Source organism: Paenibacillus sp. J31R120 (assembly GCF_056269225.1).
In genome coordinates this window covers 1-25,603 of the sequence record NZ_JBWDNN010000015.1, presented here as the reverse complement: position 1 = coordinate 25,603, position 25,603 = coordinate 1, and the positions used below count along the sequence as shown (strand labels likewise).

At 50.2% G+C, this 25,603-nt stretch carries 23 protein-coding genes and 1 rRNA gene; 2 read left to right on the top strand and 22 right to left on the bottom strand.

Annotated features, from left to right (window positions below; translation table 11 throughout):
- Positions 1–55: 55 nt before the first annotated feature.
- From pssA to radA, 3 genes are all read right to left on the bottom strand, one after another.
- A complete protein-coding gene (gene pssA / locus AC0YNW_RS28500; protein ID WP_387480007.1) occupies positions 56–802 on the bottom strand; it encodes a CDP-diacylglycerol--serine O-phosphatidyltransferase in 747 nt (248 codons plus the stop codon).
- A gap of 87 nt (positions 803–889) precedes the next feature.
- Positions 890–1,966: a DNA integrity scanning diadenylate cyclase DisA gene (disA, locus tag AC0YNW_RS28495; RefSeq protein WP_475834753.1), complete on the bottom strand. Its 1,077-nt coding sequence runs from the start codon at positions 1,964–1,966 to the stop codon at positions 890–892.
- 12 nt (positions 1,967–1,978) lie between these two features.
- Positions 1,979–3,346, bottom strand: coding sequence for a DNA repair protein RadA (gene radA / locus AC0YNW_RS28490; protein ID WP_387480005.1), 1,368 nt, complete (start codon positions 3,344–3,346; stop codon positions 1,979–1,981).
- 353 nt (positions 3,347–3,699) lie between these two features.
- On the opposite strand from radA, the gene AC0YNW_RS28485 reads away from it, so the two are divergent.
- Positions 3,700–6,057 carry a fibronectin type III domain-containing protein gene (locus tag AC0YNW_RS28485; RefSeq protein WP_475834752.1) on the top strand — a complete coding sequence of 786 codons (2,358 nt, stop codon included), beginning with the start codon at positions 3,700–3,702 and terminating at the stop codon, positions 6,055–6,057.
- Between the two features lie 62 nt (positions 6,058–6,119).
- Here the strand turns inward: AC0YNW_RS28485 and clpC are convergent, their stop codons facing one another.
- The 6 genes from clpC to AC0YNW_RS28455 form a co-directional block, all read right to left on the bottom strand.
- Entirely contained in the window at positions 6,120–8,582 is a 2,463-nt protein-coding gene (gene clpC, locus AC0YNW_RS28480) for an ATP-dependent protease ATP-binding subunit ClpC (protein WP_475834751.1), read from the bottom strand.
- Positions 8,579–9,664: a protein arginine kinase gene (locus AC0YNW_RS28475; protein ID WP_387480003.1), complete on the bottom strand. Its 1,086-nt coding sequence runs from the start codon at positions 9,662–9,664 to the stop codon at positions 8,579–8,581. Before AC0YNW_RS28475 ends, clpC begins: the two co-directional genes overlap by 4 nt.
- A 30-nt stretch (positions 9,665–9,694) precedes the next feature.
- A complete protein-coding gene (locus AC0YNW_RS28470) occupies positions 9,695–10,213 on the bottom strand; it encodes a UvrB/UvrC motif-containing protein (protein WP_387480002.1) in 519 nt (172 codons plus the stop codon).
- 15 nt (positions 10,214–10,228) lie between these two features.
- Positions 10,229–10,690: a CtsR family transcriptional regulator gene (locus tag AC0YNW_RS28465; protein WP_387480001.1), complete on the bottom strand. Its 462-nt coding sequence runs from the start codon at positions 10,688–10,690 to the stop codon at positions 10,229–10,231.
- Positions 10,691–11,037: 347 nt separating this feature from the next.
- A complete protein-coding gene (locus AC0YNW_RS28460) occupies positions 11,038–11,412 on the bottom strand; it encodes a DUF3221 domain-containing protein (protein ID WP_475834750.1) in 375 nt (124 codons plus the stop codon).
- Between the two features lie 85 nt (positions 11,413–11,497).
- Positions 11,498–11,935, bottom strand: a complete 438-nt coding sequence (locus tag AC0YNW_RS28455; RefSeq protein WP_475834749.1) for an Lrp/AsnC family transcriptional regulator — start codon at positions 11,933–11,935, stop codon at positions 11,498–11,500.
- Positions 11,936–12,089: 154 nt separating this feature from the next.
- Between AC0YNW_RS28455 and AC0YNW_RS28450 the strand changes: the two genes are divergently transcribed.
- On the top strand, positions 12,090–12,734 hold the full coding sequence (locus AC0YNW_RS28450; protein WP_387479998.1) for a YitT family protein: 645 nt from the start codon (positions 12,090–12,092) through the stop codon (positions 12,732–12,734).
- 122 nt (positions 12,735–12,856) lie between these two features.
- Here AC0YNW_RS28450 and AC0YNW_RS28445 read toward each other — a convergent pair whose 3' ends face one another.
- The 13 genes from AC0YNW_RS28445 to rrf all read right to left on the bottom strand — a co-directional run.
- Positions 12,857–14,365, bottom strand: coding sequence for a xylulokinase (locus tag AC0YNW_RS28445; RefSeq protein WP_475834748.1), 1,509 nt, complete (start codon positions 14,363–14,365; stop codon positions 12,857–12,859).
- Between the two features lie 39 nt (positions 14,366–14,404).
- Positions 14,405–15,136: a sugar isomerase domain-containing protein gene (locus tag AC0YNW_RS28440; RefSeq protein WP_475834747.1), complete on the bottom strand. Its 732-nt coding sequence runs from the start codon at positions 15,134–15,136 to the stop codon at positions 14,405–14,407.
- Between the two features lie 30 nt (positions 15,137–15,166).
- Positions 15,167–15,910 carry an MBL fold metallo-hydrolase gene (locus tag AC0YNW_RS28435; RefSeq protein WP_475834746.1) on the bottom strand — a complete coding sequence of 248 codons (744 nt, stop codon included), beginning with the start codon at positions 15,908–15,910 and terminating at the stop codon, positions 15,167–15,169.
- A 1-nt stretch (position 15,911) separates the two neighbouring features.
- Positions 15,912–16,370: a RidA family protein gene (locus tag AC0YNW_RS28430; RefSeq protein ID WP_475834745.1), complete on the bottom strand. Its 459-nt coding sequence runs from the start codon at positions 16,368–16,370 to the stop codon at positions 15,912–15,914.
- A gap of 29 nt (positions 16,371–16,399) precedes the next feature.
- Positions 16,400–17,455, bottom strand: a complete 1,056-nt coding sequence (locus tag AC0YNW_RS28425; protein WP_475834744.1) for a Gfo/Idh/MocA family protein — start codon at positions 17,453–17,455, stop codon at positions 16,400–16,402.
- 21 nt (positions 17,456–17,476) lie between these two features.
- Positions 17,477–18,280 carry a carbohydrate ABC transporter permease gene (locus AC0YNW_RS28420; protein ID WP_387479992.1) on the bottom strand — a complete coding sequence of 268 codons (804 nt, stop codon included), beginning with the start codon at positions 18,278–18,280 and terminating at the stop codon, positions 17,477–17,479.
- A gap of 42 nt (positions 18,281–18,322) precedes the next feature.
- Positions 18,323–19,207 carry a carbohydrate ABC transporter permease gene (locus AC0YNW_RS28415; RefSeq protein ID WP_387480057.1) on the bottom strand — a complete coding sequence of 295 codons (885 nt, stop codon included), beginning with the start codon at positions 19,205–19,207 and terminating at the stop codon, positions 18,323–18,325.
- An 84-nt stretch (positions 19,208–19,291) separates the two neighbouring features.
- The gene (locus AC0YNW_RS28410; RefSeq protein ID WP_387479991.1) at positions 19,292–20,638 is read right to left on the bottom strand and encodes an ABC transporter substrate-binding protein; all 1,347 of its coding nucleotides are present in this window, start codon (positions 20,636–20,638) and stop codon (positions 19,292–19,294) included.
- A complete protein-coding gene (locus AC0YNW_RS28405; protein WP_475834743.1) occupies positions 20,638–21,834 on the bottom strand; it encodes a threonine synthase in 1,197 nt (398 codons plus the stop codon). Before AC0YNW_RS28405 ends, AC0YNW_RS28410 begins: the two co-directional genes overlap by 1 nt.
- Positions 21,835–21,839: 5 nt before the next feature.
- Entirely contained in the window at positions 21,840–23,051 is a 1,212-nt protein-coding gene (locus AC0YNW_RS28400; protein ID WP_475834742.1) for a M20 family metallopeptidase, read from the bottom strand.
- On the bottom strand, positions 23,048–23,998 hold the full coding sequence (locus tag AC0YNW_RS28395; RefSeq protein WP_475834741.1) for a sugar phosphate isomerase/epimerase family protein: 951 nt from the start codon (positions 23,996–23,998) through the stop codon (positions 23,048–23,050). The genes AC0YNW_RS28400 and AC0YNW_RS28395 overlap by 4 nt, the downstream gene beginning before the upstream one ends.
- 19 nt (positions 23,999–24,017) lie before the next feature.
- A complete protein-coding gene (locus tag AC0YNW_RS28390; protein WP_475834740.1) occupies positions 24,018–24,764 on the bottom strand; it encodes a GntR family transcriptional regulator in 747 nt (248 codons plus the stop codon).
- 741 nt (positions 24,765–25,505) lie between these two features.
- Positions 25,506–25,603: ribosomal RNA gene (rrf, locus tag AC0YNW_RS28385) — 5S ribosomal RNA — on the bottom strand; the annotation flags it as partial.

Sequence of the window (25,603 nt, the reverse complement as noted above, 5' to 3'; positions counted from 1 at the left end):
AAGAACGTTCCCGCCCAAGAAGGACTGCGGAACGTTCTTTTTCATAGGTGCCGGACTAAGCCGGCTTTTCGGATTTAACCGGTTCTTCGGTTGGCTCCTGTGCCTTGTCGCGCTTGCGGAACCGTTTCGGCAGACGACGGTCAACGTTTTTTTTTAGACCGTAGAGTGCATACAGCAAGAGCGGAATGAACAGGATCTTGGATAATTGGCTCTCGAACAGCAGCCCCAGAATAACGGATACGACCACGATGATCGGAACGACCCATACGGCGCTGCGCGGAATGCCTACTTTCTTGAAATTCGGATATCGAATCGTGCTGACCATCAAGAGGGCCAGAACGAGTGTGCTCGTAAGCAAGACAGAAATCGGAATATCTTCTTTGAATAAGGCCAAAGTCGCCAGTACGCCTCCGGCTGCAGGAATCGGAAGTCCGATGAAATAGCCGGTATTGCTTGTAATGACATTAAACCGCGCTAAGCGCAGCGCTCCGCAGATCGGGAATAATGCGGTTGCGGTCCAAGCAAGCGCAGGACTTAAGTCCTGAAAAGCGACAACATACATAATAAAAGCCGGCGCCACTCCGAAAGAGATGACATCTGACAAAGAATCCAGCTCTTTGCCGAATTCGCTTTGGGCATTTAGTGCTCGCGCGACCCGTCCGTCCACGCCGTCAAGCAGCATAGCGATTAATACCATCATCGCGGCCAACGCAGGTTTCTCGTTGAATACCAGAATAATGGCGATGACGCCAAGAAATAAGTTACCAACCGTGAGAAGGCTCGGTATCGATTTTGCGATCATCTATTCCACCTCTTCTCTACTATGCCCCAATTATGAAGCTGCACAGCTCAATAAAGTTTGGAACACATTCTATCAATTGTATGGGATTTAAATTTGCCTGTCAATAAACATCTGCTCTTGGATACGGCGCAGTCCGTCCTTAATCGCCCGCGCCCGTACCTCTCCAATTCCGTCCACTTCGTCCAGCTCCTCGATGGTAGCCATCAGAATATGAGGCAGTCTCTGGAAGCGTTCAACCAAATTATTCATAATAATAAATGGCAGTCTCGGAATTTTATTAAGCAATCTGTAGCCGCGAGGCGATACCGATTCATCGGCCATATTATTCGTGTGCGGATAACCAATCAGACGCACGATCGGCGTCGCATCGAGGAGTTCCTCCGAGCTGAGCTTCTTCAATCCGTTGCGGATTTCGCGAATTTTCTCGTCCGAGTTATCTTTCGCATAATCCTTCAATAAGAACCAGCCATCTTCTTCAACTCCGCCAACCAGCTCATCCATCTGCATGCTGATCAGACGGCCTTCCGTGCCAAGTTCATTCACATAACGATTGATTTCCATCTTAATGCGCAGCACCATCTCCACGCGCTGAATGACGTGGGCCACTTCCTGCAAGGTAACGAGCTCCTCGAACTCCAGTGCAGACAGATTCGTAAAGGACTGCGTCAAAACAGCCTTGTATTTCTCCAATGTTTGAATCGCCTGATTCGCTTTCGTCAGAATAACGCCTATATCCTTCAGTGAATAACGCAGATTACCCTGGTACAACGTAATAATATTGCGTCGTTGTGAGATGGATACGACCAGCTTGCCCGTCTGCTTCGCGACCCGCTCCGCTGTCCGGTGACGGATTCCCGTCTCAATGGACGGGATAGAGCTGTTCGGAATGAGCTGGGTGTTGGCGTACAAAATGCGTCTCATATCCTCGCTCATAATGATTGCGCCGTCCATCTTCGCAAGCTCGTATAGATAGTTGGGTGAAAAATCGCAATTGATGGAGAAGCCGCCATCGACGACTTCCATGACTTCGGGACTGTATCCTACCACGATTAGAGCGCCTGTTTTGGCTCTGAGCACATTCTCTAACCCTTCACGAAAAGGGGTGCCTGGCGCAACTAATTGCAAAAGCTGATTCATGACTTCCTGCTGTGTCGGTTCTTTCATGTGATGCCCCCCCTATCCAAGCGCTGCCTTAAGTGCTTCCGCTACCGTGCCAACTCCGATAATTTCGATGCCGTTCGGAGCTTTCCAGCCCTTCAGGCTTTTCTCCGGCATAATGACTCGTTTGAAGCCGAGCTTCTCGGCCTCTTTCACCCGCTGTTCCGCACGGGACACGGCTCTGACCTCGCCAGTCAAGCCTACTTCACCGAAGATGACATCATACGGCTTCGTCGGCGCATCCCGGAAGCTGGATGCCAGACTAACCGCTGCTGCGAGATCTACCGCCGGTTCATCAAGTTTGACGCCTCCCGCTACATTCAGGTAAGCGTCCTGCGTCTGAAGAAACATCCCGTTCCGTTTCTCCAGTACCGCAATAATCAAGGCCATCCGATGATGGTCGATGCCCGTCGACATCCGCCGTGGCGAAGGGAAATTCGTCGTAGCCACAAGTGCTTGCAGCTCCACCAGCACCGGTCTGGTTCCTTCCATGCTCGCGACTACAGTGGAGCCGGATACGCCAAGCGGCCTCTCCGACAAGAAGAGTTCCGAAGGATTCGATACTTCCCGCAGCCCTTCCTCTCCCATCTCGAAGATGCCAATTTCGTTCGTCGAGCCGAACCGGTTCTTAACCGCGCGCAGCAGACGGTACGTATGATGCCGCTCACCCTCAAAGTATAAGACGCAGTCAACCATATGCTCCAGAAGCCTTGGTCCGGCAATAGCGCCTTCCTTCGTTACGTGTCCCACCAGCACAGTCGCAATCCCCTTAATCTTGGCAACACGCATGAAGTGGGCGGTACATTCACGCACCTGCGAGACGCTGCCTGGAGCGGATTCCACTCTGGGATCATAGACCGTCTGAATGGAGTCGATGACCAGGAAGTCGGGCTGAACCGATTCGATAGCATCGTTAACTTGCTCCATATTCGTCTCGCACAATACATAAAGCGTTTCCGTAAGCGCACCAAGCCGATCGGCACGCAGCTTTGTCTGCCGTACGGATTCCTCTCCAGATATGTAGAGAACCTTCAGTCCCTTCACCGCAAGCGCATGCGAAGTCTGAAGCAGCAGCGTGGACTTGCCGATGCCTGGGTCTCCGCCGACGAGAATAAGCGAGCCAGGCACAACCCCGCCTCCAAGCACACGATTCAGCTCCAACATGCGCGTCTCGATCCGCGGTTCTTGCCCACTCTCTATATGTATGATGGATTGAGGTTTTTCTTTCGTATGGATCGACGATAAGCCGACGCCTTTCGTCTTAACGACGGTCTCCTTCTCCTCCACCATGGTGTTCCAGGCTTGGCAGCCCGGACATTTCCCCAGCCACTTCGGTGATTCGGTGCCGCATTCGGTGCATACGAACTTCAGTTTTATTTTGGCCATCCCGAACTCCTTTTAACAATTCTCATAATTGAAGTTTACCATTATATTCCCATCCTATAAAGGTACATTATTCAAGAAAAAAATTGGATCTACTCTATTATAACCCCTCGCCACTCCATTGCCATCATTATCGGATAATTACCAACCAACTTTTACTTCGATCCGAGCGAGCGAGAGACGTGAATTTACGCCGCTCGATTTCCTTCATTATTAAAATCATTCTTTATTTTTACACTAAATAAATAGAGTCACCTTTCAAAACTATAAATAATAATTTTTTTATCATATTGACATCAATTTATTTACATATATAATGAATCATGGTTATAAACAAATACATAGGAGGCTTTTAAATGTCAAAAAGTAATATTGTAAAAATCGCATTTCTGCTATTAATCGTTTCATGCCTTCTCTTCACGTCTCAACCCGCTTATGCATCCGGCAAATACACAGGAGGCCTTCTGGACAATGTACCTATGCAAGTTGGGACAACTGTCGGAACGGCTACTGGCACTGAAACCCTTTGGACGGATGGAAATGAAACAACAGGAAAAATTTTGCAAGCAGGACAGTCGACTTGGACAACATTCTCTTCAGCGCAATCTATAAATTCAGTCATCATGAAATACAATGGGTCGGCTAATTATGTTGCTCCAAAAATTTCTTTCTACGATATAAACAATGTTCTCATTTTTGAATACAGCCCTGTAACCAATGATGGAGTTGAAACACTCCCGGCTATCGTTAACAATGTATCCTTAATTGTTGTAAAACCAGTCACGAATTCAAAACCAAGCCATATTTCTGAAATCAATATTTTTCAAGCACCCCCAGTTGCTCCGCAACCACCAGCAATTTCTTGGATTCAAGGTCATGATTCCGTAGTTGATCTATTCTGGAATAGCACAGCTGCTCAATCATACAATGTCAAACGCTCCACTTCAGCTAATGGACCGTTTGTTACGATCGCCCCCAATCTAACAGACACTTCATTTAGTGATACCTCTGTTACAAATGGAACCACCTATTATTACGTGGTTTCAGCAGTAAATGAAGCAGGAGAAAGCTCTGACTCACCAGCAAGAGGAATACAGCCTGCTAAAACTAAATATACGGGCGGTTTATTGGACCGGGTCGAGCTGAATGTAGGAATGTCATTTACGAATGCCACCGAAACTACAAGATTGCTGACCGATAATTCAGAAAGCGCTACGTTTTTTATGCGTACTACAAGCAATACTCTCGTTTACTATAAATTCTCAAATCCACAATCAATAAATTCGGTTATTGCTTCATTTGGTGATACGCCAATTATGGAGTTTTACAATGACAACGGTGATTTATTATTGAGGTATTATCCAATAGGCAGCGGGAATGTAGAATCATTGCCTAATACGTTAAACAATGTTTCTATGGTTGCTTTGAAATTAAATGCTAATCCAACAAAAGTTTCGGAATGGAATGTATTTGGAAGCCCTTCAGCCGCTCCAGCAGTACCGGTGATTGATTTTATTCAAGGCCATGACAAGTCTGTCGATTTATTCTGGAACCATAACGGCGCAAAGTCCTATACGATCAAAAGAGCGACAACTGCAGGCGGCCCTTATACAACGATTGCCAGCGGTGTGACGGACCCATTCTACACGGACTTAACGGTAAGCAACGGAACTACCTACTATTATGTTGTGTCATCCGTTAATGAAGCAGGAGAAAGTGCAAATTCACAAGAGAAGTCTGTTGCTCCGAGTAAAACCTCGTTTACAGGCGGACTATTAGATCGGAAACCAATTGGATACGGTGCAACTGTGGCAGATCCACCTGTAACCATTAAACGTGAAGTTACAGATAACAATACAAGCACTAATGTGTATGTTCGTAGTAATACAGACAAGCTTTTTTATACATTCTCAAGCAACAAAGATATTCATTCCGTTATCACAAGCTTCACTAATAGCGCGCCTGTATTGGAGTTCTATGATCAAAACAATTCTATTCTCTTGTCATATACACCAGTTGCAAGTGAGGTTATAGAAACTTTGCCTGCACCAGTTACTAACGTTAAAACAGTAGTTCTGAGATATAACACGACAACGAATAAACATTCTATTATTAGAGAATGGAACTTGTTTGGCGAGGATCAGGAAACCTTGCCTGCCATACCTTTGAATTTAACAGCAACAGCCGGCAATACAAAAGTGACTTTGAATTGGAATGCTGTTAGTAATGCAACAAGCTATACCATTAAGCGGTCAACTACACCTGGGGGGCCTTACACCGAACTGACGAACATCCAGGCTGGAACTGCCACCTATACGGATTCAGCCGTAACAAATGGCATTACCTATTATTATGTTGTTACAGCTGAAAACTCTTTAGGGTCGAGCGCTCATTCGAATGAAGCATCTGCTACTCCATACAGCTCTGAAGTGCCTCCTGGAGAAAATAACAGCTCCCGCGCTTTACTGCGTATCATGCTTATGACGGGAGAAGTTAAGGAGTACGATGTTTCCATCGCTGTTGTCAACAGCTTTATTGAATGGTATGAACTTCGTGCAACTGGAGCTGGTCCAATTACTTTCGCAATAGACAAGTCCAGCAATAATATCGGTCCTTTCGCAAATCGGAAAGATTATATTATTTTTGATAAAATCATTACTTTTGAAGTTAATGCCTACAATGTAAGCAATAACAATAGCAATTCCAATGTCTAAATAAAAATATCCGGTCAGCTTAAGCTGACCGGATATTTCGCTTATTACACGTTTTCTCGATATTACTTCGCAGCCGACTCTTCCTCTTGAGCAGGCTCCTTCTGCGACTTGTTGACGACAAGCCCGCCATCCTTCAAGTCGATCACGAAGGAGTCTCCCTTCTGAATCAGTCCCATCAGCAGATCCTCGGACAGACGGTCCTCGATATGCTTCTGGATTGCCCGGCGCAGCGGACGCGCGCCGTATTGCGGATCGTAGCCTTCCTTCGCGAGGAATGCCTTCGCCGTATCGGTGAGCGAGAAGTCCACTTCCTGCTCGCGCAGACGCTTGCGAAGCTCGTCGGACATCAGCGTTACGATCTGAGCAATATGCTCTTCGCCCAGCGAATGGAAGACGATCGTCTCGTCGATCCGGTTCAGGAACTCCGGACGGAAGCTTTTCTTCAGCTCAGCCATGACTTTGTCTTTCATAACTGCGAAGTCGCGGCCTGCATCCTGTACGGCTGTGAAGCCCAAGGACGAATTCTTCTTGATCTGATCAGCGCCGACGTTCGACGTCATAATGATCAGCGTATTGCGGAAGTCTACGACACGGCCTTTGGAATCGGTCAATCGGCCGTCCTCCAGCACTTGCAGCAGGATGTTGAATACTTCCGGATGCGCCTTCTCAATCTCATCGAGCAGCACCACAGAGTAAGGCTTGCGGCGAACCTTCTCGGTCAACTGGCCGCCTTCTTCGTAGCCGACATATCCCGGAGGAGCGCCTACGAGTCTGGACGTCGAATGTTTCTCCATGTATTCCGACATATCGATACGAATAACCGCATTCTCGTCGCCAAACATCGCTTCCGCGAGCGCACGAGCCAGCTCCGTCTTACCTACGCCCGTCGGGCCAAGGAAGATAAAGGAACCGATTGGACGCTTCGGATCTTTCAGACCCGCTCTGGCGCGTCTGATCGCACGGGATACAGATTTCACCGCTTCTTCTTGACCGATAACGCGGTCATGAAGAATGGATTCCATCTTCAGCAGACGCTCCGTCTCCTCTTCCGCCAGCTTGCTAACCGGAATTCCGGTCCAGCTCGCTACGACCTGAGCGATATCCTCCGGTGTAACCTCGGAGTCGGTACGGCCCTGCTTCTCTTTCCACTGATTCTTGGTTACATCCAGCTCTTCCCTGATCTTCTGCTCCGTATCGCGAAGCGCTGCCGCTTTCTCGAATTCCTGGCTTTGAACCGCCGCGTCCTTCTCCTTGCGGATATCCTCCAGGCGATTCTCCAGCTGCTTCAGGTTAGGCGGAACGGTATACGAGTTCAATCTTACTTTAGAGCTGGCTTCGTCGATCAAATCAATGGCTTTGTCGGGAAGGAAGCGATCCGTAATGTAGCGGTCGGACAACTTCACAGCTTGCTCGATAGACTCATCCGTAATTTTCACGCGGTGATGCGCTTCATAGCGATCGCGAAGACCATGCAATATTTGAATGGCTTCTTCGACAGACGGCTGGTCTACCGTAATCGGTTGGAAACGACGTTCCAGCGCGGCATCCTTCTCGATATATTTGCGGTATTCATCCAGCGTTGTCGCACCGATGCACTGCAGCTCGCCGCGTGCAAGCGACGGCTTCAGAATATTGGAGGCGTCGATTGCACCTTCTGCTCCGCCTGCGCCGATCAGCGTATGCAGTTCGTCGATGAATAGGATGATGTTGCCTGCTTGACGAATTTCATCCATGATTTTTTTGAGACGGTCCTCGAACTCGCCGCGATACTTCGTACCAGCAACGACAGAACCCATATCCAGCGTCATGACGCGTTTGTCGCGCAGCGTCTCCGGAATTTCATTGTTGATAATCTTCTGGGCCAATCCTTCCGCAATCGCTGTTTTACCAACGCCAGGTTCACCGATGAGTACCGGGTTGTTTTTTGTCCGGCGGCTCAACACCTGAATTACACGCTCGATTTCTTTGCTGCGTCCGATAACCGGATCGAGATTGCCTTCCTTCGCGTAAGCTGTCAGGTCTCTCGCGAGTCCATCCAGCGTAGGCGTGCTTACATTCGCTTGCGAACCGTGATTGCTTGATACCGCCTCGCTGCTGCCCAGCAATTGAAGGACTTGCTGGCGGGCTTTGTTCAAGCTGATGCCAAGATTGTTCAGCACACGCGCCGCCACACCTTCGCCTTCACGGATGAGACCAAGCAGAATATGCTCTGTGCCAACATAGGTATGGCCAAGCTTTCTTGCTTCGTCCATCGACAGCTCGATGACCTTCTTCGCTCTTGGCGTGTAAGCGATATTGTTCGGCTGTTCCTGTCCGCGTCCGATCAGCGCCTCGACTTCATCCTGAATCTTCTCCAGTCCAAGACCAAGTCCCGTCAGCGCCTTGGCTGCAATGCCTTCCCCTTCGCGAATCAAGCCCAGCAAGATATGCTCCGTACCGATATTGTTATGTCCAAGACGAACCGCTTCTTCTTGTGCCAGTGCCAGTACTTTCTGCGCACGTTCCGTGAATCTTCCAAACATCATTGTTCTACACCCCCATGATCATTTTTGCCGCTTAATTGGCTTCGTATAAGCTCCGCTCTGCGGTAATCCCGCTGCTCAGCATTCATCTTCTCGTTGAAAGCCTGCTGGAGAAAACCGGGCTGGGTCATTACAAGCAGCTCATTGAGCACCTGCGGCGTTACATCCTTCAGCAGACCGAGATCTGCTCCGAGCCTGACATCCGACAGACGCTGCGCAGCTTCCTTGGAATCCATAATCGCTGCGTGGGACAGAATGCCGTACGATCTTCTCACACGGTCTTCAATCCTGATTCGCGATTCCTCCAACAGCCGCTTCCGCGCTGCACGCTCATGCTCGATAATTTGCTTCGCGACACCATGCAGGTTCTCGATGATCTCATCCTCAGACTGCCCTAGCGTCGTCTGATTGGAGATTTGGAACAGATTGCCCAGCGCCTCGCTGCCTTCCCCATACAACCCTCTAACCGCCAACCCGACCTGCGTAACCGCCGTCAGGATCCGGTTAATATGCTGCGTCAATACTAATGCCGGCAGATGCATCATGACGGATGCACGTATGCCTGTGCCGACGTTAGTCGGACAAGTTGTTAGATAGCCGCGCTTCTCATCGAACGCGTAATCTGCCGCTTCCTCGAATATATCGTCAATTCCGCTCGCCAACGTCCATGCCTCGCCGATCTGAAATCCGGGATACAAACATTGGATGCGCAAATGGTCTTCTTCGTTAATCATGATGCTCACCGCTTCGTCCTCACTCAGGATGACGGCGCCTCCGCGCGACTCATTAGCCAGATTCGGACTGATGAGATGTTTCTCGACGAGCACTCGCTTATCCAGCTCGCTAAGATCGGAGAGCAGTATTGTATCGAAGCGGCCGTACGCGTCCAGTTGCCCGGTTTGGCTTACTTCGGCAAGCTGATTCAGCACTTCCGTCGCTTGCTCACTCGTCGCCAGCATCGGAAACGGCTGATGCCGCAAGTTGCGCGCAACACGCACTCTGCTGCTAATGACCACGTCAGAATCGGGACCTGCGCCCCTCATCCAATCGCTGAGCGCATCTTCTGAGAATCGATGCTTCGTCAACAGGCTCACTCCTTTACGTCTTAGCTATGTCTACAGTTCCGCTATCTTCCGCTCCAGCTCGCGTATGCGATCCCGAAGCTCTGCCGCGTTCTCGAATTCCTCTTGTTCAATATAAGTCTGCATATCCTTCCTGAGCTGCTCAATCTCCCGCTTGCATTGAATCTGCCCGCCGGATCGCTTCGGAATCTTGCCGCTATGTGTCGTGCTGCTGTGCACGCGCTTGAGCAGCGGATCAAGCCGGTCGGCGAACGCGCTGTAGCATGAGCTGCAGCCGAAGCGGCCAATCTTGCTGAACTGCGCATACGTCAGTCCGCACTCCTCACAGCGTACCGTCTGCGGCGCTGACTGAGGCGTTGTGGTTCCCGGCGAATTGAAGTCAAGCAATCCGGAGAGAAGACTATGAATGGAGAAGCTGTTCGGTGTGCCTGGAATGCCTTCGCCCTTCTCGCGGGCGCAGCTTTCGCAAATATGGAACTCCGTCTTTTCGCCATTCACAATTTTCGTAAAATGAAGCGTAGCCGGCCTCTTGCCGCATTCTTGGCAGAACAAAACACGTCCCCCTTCCTATTTGACCAGTAATGAAATAAGCATCGAACGCAGCAGTCTTGCCCGCATCTCGTCACGCATAGGCAGCATCAGGGCAATCGTATCGCGATGGATGGCCGCCCCAAGCAAATTCGCCTCCCGCTTCGTAATCAGTCCCGCTTCATGCAGCTGATAAATCAGCCCTTCCGCAGCGCCCTGATCGACACTATTCCCTACGGTCTGCTCAATGTGGTACTGGATCGTCTTCAGCGCCGGCAGATCTACACGCTGAATTCGGATATAGCCTCCGCCCCCGCGCTTGCTCTCAACCATGTATCCCTTCTCCAGCGTGAACCGGGTACTGATCACATAATTGATTTGCGAAGGCACGCATGAAAACTTATCCGCAAGCTCGTTGCGTTGAATCTCAACGGCGCTTTCATTGCTGTCATCCAGCATATGCTTCAAGTACTGTTCAATGAGATCGGAAATGTTACGCAAACCACCAACCTCCCTGATCTTGCGCCAAATAAAAGCCCGACAATGAGGAAATTGCACCTCAACTGACTTTGACTTTCTTTGACTTTAACTTTATTATACGCAAAAATTACCGCAGGTCAATACAATGGAGTTTAAATTTTCTGAACATTTATACAGATGCAAAAATCGGCACATCGCTACTATCTAGCTTGATGCGCCGAAGCTTGGTTTATACCTGTATATAACGGCGATTGATGGCATTCGTTGTATCCACAGGCCACTTTACCACTGCTTTTAGACTTATAATTGCGCATCGTATCCGTTGCTCCGTCCAGAAGTCACATGCCGCTCCGGTAATGGAGCTCTCCTTACTTGGACTGTACCTTCTCAATCTTGCTGGCTGTGGCCTGCGCCGGATAAGACTCGGCCACTGCTCCTTCGATCTCGACACGCACATCATCGCCCACCTCAACTCCGGCCATGTCCGTCTCGTCGGTGACGGTCAACCAGATCGCCTGAGGGCGCAGCACCGTTAGAATTTCATCCACCGACTCCAGCTCCGGCTTTAATTCGATCTCTGTCACATCCTTGCTCTGCACAACCAATAGCTGATCATCCTGAATCGCAATGACACGGCCTGCTTGATAGTCCCAGGCTGCCTCCTGCTTCTTGTCAGAACCGCATCCCACTAGCGTAACAACGGCAGCCAGCAAAACCAGTGTCATAACCGCTTTTACCTTCATGGACATCCCTCCTTGAAAGCTGCGTTTATGCAGCTACCCCGGATTACCCTTTTTGCTCCATTCAGAAACAAGGGTTGCTTCTTGTCTAATCTTTGGGGAGCACAACAGGATTCATAACCGGCGAAGAGAGAATGACCGACGTGTTCACATTGCCATACGGCATTAGGCGCTCTACCAACAAGCTAAGCTCATCCATACCGGTAACGGCCGCTTTCAATATATAACTTACCGTCCCTGTGACACGATGGCATTCCAAGATATCTCCGTCATGCACAATTCGCTTATCGAATTCATTCGGCGATACTTTCAGCTCGCTAATTTGAATAATGACCTGAATATTCCTTCCTAAAGCAGCTGGCGACACCCTGGCCGCGAAACCGGTAATGGCCCCTTTCTCTTGCAGCCGAAGAAGCCTCTCCGACACGCTGGGCCGGCTCAGCGCCAATTTTTTGGAAAGCTCGCTTACCGTCATGCGCCCATCTTCTTGCAACAATTTCAAGAGCGTTCGGTTCAAATGGTCCATCTTTGTAAGCCACCTTTCACTTTGCTTGGCATTCCTGCAAATAAGATTCAATGTTATCTATATTAACATGAAAATCGTTCAGATTAACATATAACCTTATTTAATCCTGCTGTATTCTAATTTATATAAACCTTATGCAGGTGGTGCATGCAAAATGTTGCTATTATCAGGCTACAAAGTGAAGGCATCTGTGTGGAAATGGCTTCATATTGCAATAGGCTGCTTCGTTACAGCCGGCGGACTTCTCCTCTTAAAGCATTCCGGTGTCGTCACAGGAGGGACAGCAGGGCTGGCCCTTAGCTTATCTCCCATGCTGAACATTCCGTTCCATTACTTGTTCGCCTTACTCAACTTGCCATTCTTTCTTTTTTCATACTTTTATATGGGCAGATCCTTTACATTCACAACAATGATCGCCATTACCATGCTCACGGGACTGAGCTCGCTGGACAGCGTGCTGCCCGCATTCACCATCCCGGCGCTGCCTGGCGCGATCATTGGCGGGGCCTTTATCGGAGTTGGACTGATTGGATTATTCCGCAACGGCGCATCGCTGGGCGGAGCTACGATTCTGGCGTTGTATCTTCATCGTAAGCATGGCATTAATCCCGGCAAAAGTAACTTCATCTTCGACTTTATCGTCATTGCATCCAGCCTCTTTGCTTACTCGCTTACAAGCGGACTCATCTCCGTGCTATCGATCGCAGTCACCTCTACTGTCCTAGCCTTATTTAAACGTAAGCTTACAACCGTTAAGCCGGAAGAAGCCAGGCCCGTTCATATCGCATCGGTTAATTAAGTCTACAAATGCAAACGAAAAAGGAATCCCTGCATGAGTACCATGTCATAGGATTCCTTTTTAAATGACGTTGCGGAACATGTCCTTGCCCCTCATAGGCCGCATCCATTATGTTAGCAAGCTCACTCTTGCCGGTACCATTCATTCAGCGCCCGATAGGCTTTGAGATATCTGGCGTAGATGGAATCGTAGGACCGATGCCGGTCCGCTGAATACGTCATCGAATCAGAGAAGCTTACAAGCTTCTGTGTAATGATATCTTCCATCGTACACATGCCTATCCCTATACCAGCCAGCATAGCCGCTCCGATTGCTGATGCGTCCCGATTGTTCAGGAGAGAGAGGTTTTTGCCCAGAACATCGCCAATCATGTTGCGCCACACGGCATTTCGGCTGCCGCCTCCACCCAGATGAACCTGATCAATTACATGGCCATCCGCCTCGAATACTTCCATGCTTTCACGAATATTAAACGTAATGCCCTCCATCACGGAATGCATAAGCAGCTCCGGTGACTGACCCGTTGATAACCCGATCCACGTCGCTCTATCGTATGCGTCGAAGTGAGGCGTCCCGCTTCCCACCAGAAAAGGAAGAAACATCACATTAGCGCTGCCGGGAGGAATGGCCCTCATACCCTCACATAGCCCATTAATAGCCGCGTAATCCTCCGCAGCCAGCTTCTTCTTCCCGGTTAATAGACGATAAGCCCAGTCGATTCCCAGCCCTCCGGTAAAGACAGACCCCATCGCATACAAGGTTCCCGGAATAGCGGAAGGATGATAGGTTACTTTGCCTGCACTGGAGGAGGACATAGAATCGACTCTCATCACGACCTGAGCCGACGTGCTTAATGTAATGGCCAGCGTGCCAGTGCGGACGGCGCCTGTCCCAAGCTGGCTGCAGGCCATATCCGCAGCACCGGCTATGATTGGAGTACCTTCCATAAGCCCAGTAGCTGTTGAAGCATCCTGGGTTGCATAGCCGACGATGTCGGACGAAGCATGGATCTGCGGGAAGAGATGGACAGGCAGCCCTAGTTCTTGAATGAGATCCATCGCCCATTCGCCTTTGCTATGATCGTAGAGCAAGCTGTTGCCCGCATCCGTCTGATCCGTTCCGAGTCGCCCCGTTAACTTGTACCGAATATAGTCCTTAGGAAATAGCAAGGTACAAGCGCGCTCCAACACTTCAGGATGCTTTCTCTTGATCCACAGCAACTTCGATACGGTGAAAGCGTCGATCGGTTCATTGCCTGTTAATTGGAGGAATGCTCCCTTATAGCGGGCTCTAAGCAATGCCGTCTCCTCATAAGAGCGTGAATCGGCAATCAGGATGCTTGGCATGACGGGTCTCCCGTCCGGGTCCAACAGAACAGGCGCACTCATATGACCGGAGAAGGATACGGCTCCAATCGCGGCTGGTCCAACCTTCTCCAAACATCCTTTTATCGCAGTGGAGGCCGCCTCCCACCAGGATTCCGGGCTTTGCTCCACCCATCCCGGATGGGGAGAGCTCGTTGGATAATGACCCGATTCGGAAGCTGCGATCTCGCCTTCCTTTGTCATCGCAATGACTTTGACTGCTGTGGAGCCGATATCGATGCTGAGTACCAAAGATGCGTCCTTCATCTCCACTCCCCGCTTTCACAAAAATACTCTGCAGCCTTCTTATAGATGCTTGATCCGTTGCCTGTATTTATCGATATAGACTTGGTTTCTCTCGAAGCCGCCCGGTATGTTGCCGCTCACATAGACGGGCGGCTCTATTCCCTGTTCGACCAGTTTCTCTGCCACGCTGGTCATGATCATATTCAGAATGACGCTGCCGATAACCGTAGAGCCGGACGCCATCTTCATAGAGAAGTCCGGGATTTCTACCAGGGCATCGCCATGCGGCATATGATTATCGATAACTAAATCTGCAATATCACGCAAGCGTTGACCTGATGGATGGCGGGTTTCGTCATTGAAGTAAGCCGACGAACAAATGGCCACCACCTTCAGACCTCGTTCCTTGGCCGATTGGGCCATCTCTACAGGCAGGCTGTTAATTCCGGAGTTGGATATCACAATCATGACTTCGCCCGCCATCACGTTGTAGTTATCGAGAATAACCGGAGCATATCCCGTCATCCGCTCAATCTTCGAGCTTTTGACCGCTCCTTCATGAAGCATGATGCTTGTCTCCAATATCGCATTTACCGGCACTATGCCCCCGGCTCTATAGAAAAAGTCCTCTACCAGCAGATGAGAGTGACCGCATCCAAACAAATGGACCAGCCCGTCACGAGCTACAGAATCCGCAATCCAGTCGGCTGCCTGCATAATAGAATGGCGCTCTTCTTTCTCCACCAAATGAATATGACCAATAATTTCATGAACAAATTTGCTAGCAAGCATATGAATACCCCTTCCTGATGGCCAACCCCGTTAACCGATAGTTGGCGGAATGCCCAGTGTGCCAAAGATTCGAGAGGCTGTGCGTATATGCTCCGCTGCCCGGGACAAGGCTGGCTGTCCGTGGCCCGGCAGCAGCATCTCCGGCTCCAAAGCCGCGAGCCGCTCTATACTTAAAGCAAGAGTGCTGATCGAAAAATCATGTGTACTGAGCATCGAGATTTTCCCTCCGTACAAAATCGTGTCTCCGCTGAACAGAACGGACCGTCCGTTCGCCGTCTCCATCAAGTAACAAGTGTCGTAACGTGAATGTCCAGGCGTATGCATCGCGCTAAAAGAATATCGGCCAATCGTGAACATCTCCCCGTCTCGAAGCCGAATGCCCGCTTTGCAAGGCGTCCAGTTGTAGTCCACTGGATAGAAGCCGGCCAATTTGGCCTGAGGAAGGTCGATTGCCGCCTCATCTCCCGCTTCAAGAACAGGGGCCGCCTCATCCAGCAGGACTACCTGCGCACCGGTAAGACGGGCAATCTCAGCTGCCCCACCGGAATGATCGGCATGCAGATGGGTAAGCAGAATATGTGTCACATCGGCCATGCTGCAATGATGCTCTGCCAGATTGCTGGCCATCTCATCCACGGACAAACCTGTTCCGCTATCAATCAACGTTAATCCTTCTCCTGTATCCACCGCATACACATTGCAATCGGCCGGATGTGTCCAGTCGAAGCCCAGCTTACCGCTTCCTATCAAATAAATATCTCTGCTTAGCTTCATCTCAATCTTTGACCTGCACAATCATTTCGAGTTCGACAGCTGCTCCTGACGGCAGCTCGCTTGTTCCCAGCGCGGCTCTCGCATGCCGTCCTGCTTCGCCGAACACATCAACCAGCAGATCGGATGCGCCATTGATAACCAGCGGCTGGTCCCCAAAGTCGGCAGCGGATCGCACATAACCCATCATCCGTACGATACGCTTTACTCGATCCAGCGAACCAAGCACCATCTGGATCTCACCCAGACCATTCAAGGCAGCCAGCCTGGCCAGCTTCTGTCCCGTCTCGATATCAATGTCCGCGCCAAGCCGGCCCGGCTGCTGCATCACCCCGTCAATCTCTGGAGTTGCGCCTGAGATAAACAACAAATCTCCGATCTGGACCCCGGGGATAAAATTAAAACGGGGCGGAACATGAGGAATCGTGATGCCTAGCTGCTGTAAGCGATTCTCGATGGACATCTCTTCATCCACTCCTTCCCTCTATCTTCTTACTTTCCAATGCCGCTTCCGGCAAGCTTCACAACTTCACCTGTTCTTGCCGCATCTACGATGGCTTCCGCGATTTCCATTACATGAACCGAATGGGAAAGCGGCATAACCGGCGATGCCTGGCCCTTCACAATCTGATTTACAAAATGAGTCAGCTCTATCAGTATCGCACCGCCAATTCCCTCTGGTCCCGTGGGCCATAACGTCGTCTCGGGATGCTGCAAGCCGCTATCCGTCCAGATCGTAAATCCGGGATGTGCAAGTCCGAATTTCGCTGTCCCTTTGTCCCCGATCACTTCAATCTCAGCATCGATTGTGCCGTCCAGCTCCAGCGTCTCGACCAAATTTTGCGGACCGCCGGAGGGTACCATCCAGCTGGAGTCAAGTGAAGCAACCAATCCACTCTCGAATACCAGGACCGCGGAGAACAGATCAGGATGAACATATCCGCTCATATTCCGCTCGAAAGCGGATACCTTGACGCAGCGGCAGCCTGCGTACCAGACGATCAAATCCAGCTCATGCACCCCGGATTCATAAACGGGGTGTACGCGATTGCCGAAGGAATGGAACCATGACCGACTGAAATTCCGTTTGGAACGAATGGCAGCGACATTCCCCAGCAAGCCATTGTCTATGCTTCGTTTGATTGCGTAATATGGCTGGCTGAAGCGCGAGATATTGCCGACCATGACCTGGCGGTTCGACTCGGCCTGAAGATATTGGATCGCCTGAGCCTCCTCACTCGTAACGGCTAACGGCTTCTCTACAATGACATGCTTGCCGTATTGCAACGCCGCAATGACAAGCGGACCATGAGACTTCTCGTCGGACACGATATCTACGGCATCCAGATCCTCTCGCTTAATCAGCTCCAGAGGATCCCCATAGCAGTCCTCGCTCCTTATACCGAACTCCGACGCCGCTGCCTGAAGAGCGGGATCATAGACATCCGCAATCGCGGCTACTTCCACATGGGCCAATTGGCGCAGCACCCGCAAGTGCAGCCTGCCGAATCGTCCCGTTCCGATTAATCCGATACGCAGCTTCTCCATGGCGACACCTCCATGAATCGATTATTTGACCGCACCAGCTGTAAGTCCCTTCACGAAGTACTTACCGACGAAAGCGAAGAAGATGACAACCGGCAGCAAGGCAAGCACCGCACCAGCTGTCGTCCAGCCCCAGCGGACCGTGTATTGGCCCATAATGGCGTTAAGACCGATTGGGAGTGTACGCAATGAATCGCTGTTGATCAGAACTGACGAGAATGCAAACTCCGTCCAAGCCATAATGAACGCATAAATGGATATCGTAGCGATGCCCGGTCCAATAAGCGGCAAGATAATCTGGAACAATGTCCGCATCCGGCCAGCACCGTCTATGGCGGCAGATTCGTCAAGCGCAATCGGCACATTGTCGAAGAAGCCCTGCATCAGCCATACGGAGAACGGCGCGGCGAATGTTACGTTGATGACCATTAGGCCAAGCAAAGAGTTGACCAGATGCAGATCCGCCATGAGTTGATAGACGGGAACCAGCAGCAGAATCCCCGGGAACACATACGTAGCCAATATAAGGCGGCTTACAAACTTGCGTCCCTTGAACTTCATCCGGTACAGTGCAAAGCTCGCCGGGATAACGATGAGTACGGATATGGCCATCGTGCCGATGGAGACGATGATGCTGTTGGACAAGTTCGTCAAATACGATGTCTGTTCGATCAGCTCTTGATAATGAACAAGGGTAAAGGCCTTCGGGAACAGATCCGGCTTCAGGATTTGATCAGCCGGCTTGAACGAAGAGACGATGACCCAGTAGAAGGGAAAGACTATTAAAAAGGTCAGCAATATACCGATGATGTATCGGAATATTTTCACGACAGTCACCAACTTTCCGGTAGCGATGAGATAAGCTTGTTGTTAATCTTCCTTAGGCCCTGCATATTTGAGGAAGAAGAAGGCGAATATGCTCAAGAATACGGCCGTGATAATCGAGGTTGCCGAAGCTTGTCCGATCTTGAACTGCTCGAATGCCTGCTGATAGATCATGACCGGTACAGTCGTAGAAGCTCCTGCAGGACCGCCGCCGGTTAGAATGTAAATCGTATCGAATATATTGAACGACCATAATGTGCCGACAAGTCCAAGCGCGAACGTGATTTTTCCCAGCGAAGGGAACGTAATGCTCCAGAATTGCTGCCATTTGTTCGCGCCATCCACATCGGCGGCCTCATAAATGTCTTGTGAAATGGTAGATAGACCCGCCAATACGATAACAGCCATGAACGGGAACCAATGCCAGGTGTTGATGAAGATGACAATCGGGAACGACCAGAAGCTGTCACCCAGCAAATTAATCGGTTTATCAATAAGATGAAGCGCTTGAAGCACGTGGTTAAAAATACCGTAGGATCCGTTAAATATCCATTGCCAAAAGATAGCGACGACAATCGTCGGTATAATCCAAGGAATGATCATCCAGTTACGTGCAAAATTCGTCATACGCGATGCTTTGTTGAGCAATAACGCTACGCTGAAGGCAAGCACAGTCTGCATCAAGCCATTGCCAAATACCCATATTAAGCTCTTCTTCCAAGCTGTCCAGTAAGCGCTTGATGTTAATGTGGCTTTGTACTGATCCAACCCGACGAACGTGCCTTTTGTACCGATAAACCCTGTGCTGTAGAAGCTTTCCTTGATTACGCTAAATAAAGGAATAAATATGGTCACCACAATCCAAATTACAATAGGCGCAACTAGCAGATAGGGCAGCAGTTTGTTGAACCTTTTGCCTTTGCCTAACATCTCCAAGCTTGTTCACTCCCCTGGAGGGACGAGAAGGGGTATGGTATCCAACGCACACCCCTGCCCATCAAACCCCTCGTCCAATTATTTCACAGCAGTTTCCATTTGGGCTTGTCCCCATTTGACTGATTCCTCAATTGACTTCCCAGCGATGATGATATTCTCGAGCGTTTGGGCCATGTAGTTCGGTCCTGCAATCTGGCCGATCTTGGTCGCTACGCCGTCTGTGAAGCCAAACAGTGCGCCTTTGCTGGAAGCTTCTATCAATACCTCTACTTGCTCCTTGTATTTACTAATGACCGGATCATTCCAGAAGCTCTCGGCCTTGCTGCCGTCTTCCGTAACCGGAAGGAACAGACCCGGCTCCGCATTGACAAAGCTGCCGTACGTCTCTGGCTCGAACAGGAATTCAAAGAACTTCGTAATGGCTTCTTTCTTCGCAGCATCGTCTGTCAGAACCATGATGCCGTTGGAATAGTAGATGCTGCCTTCTTCCCCGCCTTCGCCTACCGGCATTGGCACGACACCCAGATCGGAGGCCGGACGTCCGGATTCCGCTTCAAAGGTCGACAGGTATTGGCCCTTCTCGATCGCCATCGCGACGCTGCCGGAGTTGAACAGCGCTTGCGGCTCGCCCCATTGATACGTATTGCTGTCCGGTGGAGAAAACTTCATCAGATCGGTATACATTTGATAAGCTGCAACGGTCTTTTCATTGTCGAAGGTGATCTCGTTGTTGCCATTGATGACATGCTTGGCTCCGCCAGATACGAGGAAGCTGTACAGCACCTGGTCAGTTGCCATCGACTTCGATCCCGGAAGCGCAATGCCGTACTGGCTGCCGGAAGTCAGCTTCTCGGCTGCCGTTTTCAGCTCTGCCCATGTCTTAGGCGGCTCTACATTGGCTGCTTGCAGCAAATCACTGCGGTACCATAGCACTTGAACCATGCCGAAGATCGGAACTGCCCATGTCTGGCCGTCATACTTGTATGGCTCCAGAGCGGTATCCAGGAAGCCATGCTTGCTGTCCAGTGACGCGATGATGTCATCAACCGGCTGAACAACACCCAGCTCTTTGATCAGCGTCGTGTAGTCCGGGATTGTAAAGAGCAGGTCCGGCCCCGTGCCTGACATAATGGACGCCGGGAATTTCGAGTATGCATCGCCCCAGCTCTGTACTTGCGGCGTCACTTTGATATCCGGGTTTGCTTTGTTGAAGGCATCCGTAATTTCCTGGAATCGCTTCACTCGGTTCGGCGGCTCCTCCATATGCCACAGCGTAATTTCTGTAACTTTGCCGTTGCTTCCGCCCGTATTGGTGTTTTTGTCCTTATTGCCCTCCGAGCCGCCGCTGTTCGACGAGCATGCCGCCAGCACGGTTTGAAGCACGATAACCAGTGCGATCAGCAGCAGAAATTTTTTACTCTTCATTACAAGACACTCCCTTTTGTATGATTTATTGCAGCGGACATATCCTTAAGGCCATGCCCGGTTACAATCGATACGACGGTAGCATTCTGCTCAAGCAAGCCAGTCTGCTGCATATGCGCCGCTGCCGCAACAGCCGTCACGGATGACAGCTCGGCGAGCACGCCTTCGCGCTCCGCCAGCAGCCTGCGATAGCGAATCAATTCTGCATCCGCTATAGCCAGCGCCATTCCTTCGGATTCTCGGATGACTGACAAGGTGCGGGTTCCATCCGCAGGATAAGTCAGCAAGGGATCAGCAATCCCTGAAGCGATCGTCTGAGCCGGACCGCTCCAAGGCTGTACGTCAGCCTCGCCAGCTTGGAACGCTTTCACAATCGGTGCGCATCCCTCGGCCTGTACGCCTGCCATACGCGGCAGCTTGTCCGTAAACCCGGCGAGCCGCATTTCTTTAAAGCCTTTGTAGATTCCGGATAATAAGGGTCCTGCCCCAATCGGCACGATAATCCAATCCGGAACTTTGCCAAGCTGGAAAGCCAGCTCATAGGCAACCGTCTTGTTGCCTTCTACTGCATAAGGGTTCATGTAGGTGGAGGTCAGATTAAAAGCTTGTCGTTCAAGCGCCATCTCTTCCGCCACTTTGTAAGCATCGCTATAGTGGCCTGCCACGGTATGCAGCACCGCTCCGTACTGCTCCATCGCAGACCGCTTCTCCTCTGGCGTGCCTTCCGGCACATAAATCGTACAACGCAAGCCGGCTCTTGCCGCATAAGCTGCGGCAGCTACACCGGTGTTTCCAGTTGAAGCGCATACAACCTCTTTCAGACCAAATTGCGCAGCTGCTGTCATGGCTACCGCGAGCGGCCTGTCCTTGAATGCCAATGTCGGATTAACCGATTCCAGCTTCAACCATAAAGATTGATTATTCACAATATTCAGTATATTGTTAGTGCGGATAAGCGGTGTTCCGCCTTCGCCAAGCGTGACCGTACTCCGTTCCGGCCATATCGGAAGCAGCTCTCGAAATCTCCAGATGTCGCTCCCCGCTGCGTTCGATAATGGCTCGAAGTAGGCTTTGCTGAATATTTCCTTATACTCATAGTGAATATCCATAGTGCCTTTGCAATGTCTGCAAGTATAGATAGGCTCTATCTCGTAGGTTTCGCCGCAATACCAGCATACGGGCCAGAACCTATTCATAGGTGCTACGCCTCCTCTTCCAATGCAGCATGTCCCGCAATCGCCAGTGCGGCTTGCACATACATGCGATAAGCGCTGTGGAGCTGCCCAAGCTCGATATATTCTTCGTTGGAATGGGCTTGTTCAATGTTGCCGGGACCACAGACGATAATTTCAGGACATGCCTCTTGCAGAAGCGCTCCGTCTGTCCAGAATTGCAGGCCTATCGGCTCTGCCCCTTCCAAGGCCTCAGTTGCAAACTCTGTTTGATAAGCTTCCAGCATCGTTTTTACCAGCAAGCTGTCTGCGCTCGTCCCCATTGGACCATGTGGTACACCGTGGAAATTGTCCGAGACGCGAATTTTCCCTTCAAAGTCAGGATACTCTTCACGAACGGCGGCTAGTGTCAATTCCAGCTCTGCCAGAGCCGATTCAGCCGACTCTCCGGGCAGCAATCGCCGCTCGAAGCCGATCGCGCAGTGGTTCGGAACGATTACCGGTCTTTCGCCTCCCTGAATCATTCCGATATTCAGAGATGGAGAGCCAAGTAGTGGATGAGTGCGAAGCTTCAATTCCGGCAAATAATGATCCTGAATGTAGTTGATCCAACGCGAGGCCCGGTAGATTGCGTTGACGCCTTGCTCGGGTACGCTTCCATGAACGGAGCGGCCTACAAAGTCCGCTTCGAACCAGGCTACCCCTTTATGCGCAATGCCGACTCTCATCCCTGTCGGCTCACCGACAACGGCGTAATCAGCCCGGAAACCGCTGCGTGCCAGGCGGTAGGCACCAGGACTATACATTTCTTCTCCTGCTGTTCCTGCGAAGATCACATCGCCAGCCAAGCTGACTCCGCTGCGGTGGATAGACACCAGGGTCATCATCATCGCCGCAAGCGCGCCTTTCATATCTACGCTTCCTCTGCCATATAGCCGATCTCCGATTAGAGTTGCTTTAAATGGATTATGCATACTATAGGGGGGAACTGTATCAAGATGACCGTTGAGGAGCAAGGACTTGCCTCCTCCACTCCCAACGATCCGTGCAATCAGGTTGGGACGACCGGGGATCGCCTCTTTCAGCTCGCATTCGATCCCCTGGTCTTGAAACCATTGTTGCATATATACGGCTAACCGCATCTCCTGTTCAGGTACCTCGCTATGGCTCTCAATGGCAATAAGTTGTGCTAATAGATCTTCGATCTCCCCAGAGACTGAAGCGGCGATTACCTTGTTCATTTGTCTTGTTTTCCCCAGCCGAATTCTTCAAGATATTCCTTCGATTCTTCAGCCACTCTGTCGAAGTCTGTCATGCTTACGCCTGAAGGATCGCCGACACCGTATAGGCCGCCTGTCTGGAAGCCTTCCCACTCGACTGAGTTGTAGCCCTGGAAATTGACTTCTTTAAGCGCTTCCGCCATTTCGCGGAAATCGACAAAACCAGCGCCAAACCATACGTGCTGGGATTGCATAATGTTCGGGAAACCGACTTCGTCTTTCACATGTGTTACGCGGATTCGGTCGCCCAGCTTGCGAATCGCTTCCTTGATCGGCATACGAGGCTTAACGGTCGTGTAGAACGTTCCGACATCCACACAAGCATATACATTCGGGCGATCAACCAGTTCAAACAGCTTCAGCATATCGTCGATGTTGTTGATGATCGTACCCTGGATCAGCTCGATGCTGACGTCGATTCCTTTTGTTTTGGCGTAATCCGCAACCTCTTGTGTCGCTGTGACGACTTGATGCCAAGCTTCTTTCCGTGTCATCAGGTTGTATAGCGGCGGATCATAGTAACCGTCTCCAATTAGCGTCACGACTGTGCCAGCGCCCATATCGGATGCGGCGTCAATCGCTCTTTTGAACTTCGCAATACCGGCATCGCGGTCGAAGTACCGCGGTGTTACAAACGTCGTATGACAGCCGATAGAGGAGAAGGCAAGTCCTGTTTCGTCCATCGCCTTGCGTACCTTTTTGACCGTATCGTCATATTCATGAGGCAATATTTCTTGTATCTTCGGATAGATGACATCGAAGCCTTCATAGCCATAGGAAGCGATTTGTCTTATGCACCACTCTAGTGATTTGTCTCCCCAGGAGTTCCAGGCAGGACCTGCGATCTCCAGTCTTCCCCACGGCATGTTTGGCCAAATCTCGAACGACAGCTTCAAATGATTACTCATAGTGTTCCTCCTCAGATGTCTAGACGTTCATTTCGATTGTAAACTTGTAGCGATCTCCTCTATACAGCGATCTTACATATTCCACCGGCCGATCTAAGCCTTCCGCGTAGGTCGTCCTCTCGATCAGCATCGCAGCATCATGTTGTCCTATCTCGAGAATGCCGGCTTCCTCCGGATATACGGCAGCAACCTCTATCGTTTGAACCGCTTTCACAAGTTTAAGTCCGCAATACCTCTCCAGCATTTCGTATAACGATACATTTTCCATATCCATGCCATGCAGCGGTCTTGCCAGTTCGTACACAAGGTATGAGCGTTCAAGCGCCATTGGTTCACCATCTGCCGTACGCACCCGTACGATCTCCAGCACTTCCTCGCCTGTCTCCAAGCGAAGCTGCGCGGCAACTTGCTTCGCAGAAGGAATAACTTGTATGGACACGACCTGTGCTCCCGGCACAGCGCCGCGATTCTGCATATCCGTGCTGAAATTTGTCAACTTCGTAAGCGGTTGTTCAATTTTCGGCGTGGACACGAATGTTCCGACTCCACGCTGACGATACAACAAACCTTCCTGTACCAGCTCGTTAATTGCCTGCCTGACTGTCAAACGATTAATCTCAAATTCCTCCGACAGCTCACGCTCAGAAGGAATCAATTCATCTGGCTTATAATGACCTGATTGAATCTGACTGCGCAAATACTCCTTCACTTGAAAGTAAAGCGGGAGAACGCTATTACGATCGATAAAGCCCTTCAAGTCTTTCATGGCATCACCTCGATTTCAAATGTCGTATAGTGAAGTAGTCGTCTATACCAGTTGTTGAGAATAATATATTTCAACCTTCACACATTTGTCAATATCATTTTTCAATGGCGAATATTCAGAATCATTTTAAATTTGCACAATCTTACTGCTCAAATAGCTTTAAATCATTAAAATATTCTAATAATTCAATGAAATTTATATGCATTTTATTGTATTTCTCGTAGATATAGCTGAATCTTCTTGTTTTAAAAGATGTAGAATAACATTCTTTTCAACGAAAAAACCTGTAGCTGGAAGCTGCTACAGGTGATTTATTTCATTGAATTTATGCTCTTCATAGCTATATGAGGCATCGTATAGGTGCCGATTAGGAGTATAGTCTATGGTATTTCACATTCTCCTGTGGAGAATGGTATTTTGACCTTAGGTTTTTGATTTATCTTTAGTTTTTGACCTAATAAATAATTAGCCTACCCGTCCATTACGGTAGGCTTCTGTGCTTGGCGACGTCCATTCCGCACCGGATGAATAGGCTTCGCAGCTATCACATCACGGTCGGCGTCTGAACCTACCTCTAAGGCCGGGCCCACATCACCGAGTTGCTTCGATGAAGAGGTTCGGACACTCTCCCAGCCAGGGAGAGGAACGTCGCCGTGGACTTTGGGATCAAGGGCTTCGCCGAACCCAAAGTCCCGAACGCACAAAAAACCTGCCGCAGTCATCTGCGACAGGCCATTTTGTGCTTGGCGACGTCCTACTCTCCCAGGACCCTGCGGTCCAAGTACCATCGGCGCTGAAGGGCTTAACGGTCGTGTTCGGTATGGGAACGCGTGGTTCCC

Excerpts from the sequence above, each read along its gene's own strand:
- AC0YNW_RS28405 (WP_475834743.1), bottom strand. The coding sequence starts at position 21,834 with ATGAATAGGTTCTGGCCCGTATGCTGGTATTGCGGCGAAACCTACGAG.
- AC0YNW_RS28450 (WP_387479998.1), top strand. The coding sequence starts at position 12,090 with ATGTTGCTATTATCAGGCTACAAAGTGAAGGCATCTGTGTGGAAATGG.
- pssA (WP_387480007.1), bottom strand. The coding sequence starts at position 802 with ATGATCGCAAAATCGATACCGAGCCTTCTCACGGTTGGTAACTTATTT.
- AC0YNW_RS28400 (WP_475834742.1), bottom strand. The coding sequence starts at position 23,051 with ATGAACAAGGTAATCGCCGCTTCAGTCTCTGGGGAGATCGAAGATCTA.
- AC0YNW_RS28435 (WP_475834746.1), bottom strand. The coding sequence starts at position 15,910 with ATGAAGCTAAGCAGAGATATTTATTTGATAGGAAGCGGTAAGCTGGGC.
- AC0YNW_RS28430 (WP_475834745.1), bottom strand. The coding sequence starts at position 16,370 with ATGTCCATCGAGAATCGCTTACAGCAGCTAGGCATCACGATTCCTCAT.
- disA (WP_475834753.1), bottom strand. The coding sequence starts at position 1,966 with ATGAAAGAACCGACACAGCAGGAAGTCATGAATCAGCTTTTGCAATTA.
- AC0YNW_RS28425 (WP_475834744.1), bottom strand. The coding sequence starts at position 17,455 with ATGGAGAAGCTGCGTATCGGATTAATCGGAACGGGACGATTCGGCAGG.
- AC0YNW_RS28395 (WP_475834741.1), bottom strand. The coding sequence starts at position 23,998 with ATGAGTAATCATTTGAAGCTGTCGTTCGAGATTTGGCCAAACATGCCG.
- radA (WP_387480005.1), bottom strand. The coding sequence starts at position 3,346 with ATGGCCAAAATAAAACTGAAGTTCGTATGCACCGAATGCGGCACCGAA.
- AC0YNW_RS28410 (WP_387479991.1), bottom strand. The coding sequence starts at position 20,638 with ATGAAGAGTAAAAAATTTCTGCTGCTGATCGCACTGGTTATCGTGCTT.
- AC0YNW_RS28440 (WP_475834747.1), bottom strand. The coding sequence starts at position 15,136 with ATGCTTGCTAGCAAATTTGTTCATGAAATTATTGGTCATATTCATTTG.
- AC0YNW_RS28445 (WP_475834748.1), bottom strand. The coding sequence starts at position 14,365 with ATGAAGGACGCATCTTTGGTACTCAGCATCGATATCGGCTCCACAGCA.
- AC0YNW_RS28390 (WP_475834740.1), bottom strand. The coding sequence starts at position 24,764 with ATGAAAGACTTGAAGGGCTTTATCGATCGTAATAGCGTTCTCCCGCTT.
- clpC (WP_475834751.1), bottom strand. The coding sequence starts at position 8,582 with ATGATGTTTGGAAGATTCACGGAACGTGCGCAGAAAGTACTGGCACTG.
- AC0YNW_RS28455 (WP_475834749.1), bottom strand. The coding sequence starts at position 11,935 with ATGGACCATTTGAACCGAACGCTCTTGAAATTGTTGCAAGAAGATGGG.
- AC0YNW_RS28415 (WP_387480057.1), bottom strand. The coding sequence starts at position 19,207 with ATGTTAGGCAAAGGCAAAAGGTTCAACAAACTGCTGCCCTATCTGCTA.
- AC0YNW_RS28485 (WP_475834752.1), top strand. The coding sequence starts at position 3,700 with ATGTCAAAAAGTAATATTGTAAAAATCGCATTTCTGCTATTAATCGTT.
- AC0YNW_RS28460 (WP_475834750.1), bottom strand. The coding sequence starts at position 11,412 with ATGAAGGTAAAAGCGGTTATGACACTGGTTTTGCTGGCTGCCGTTGTT.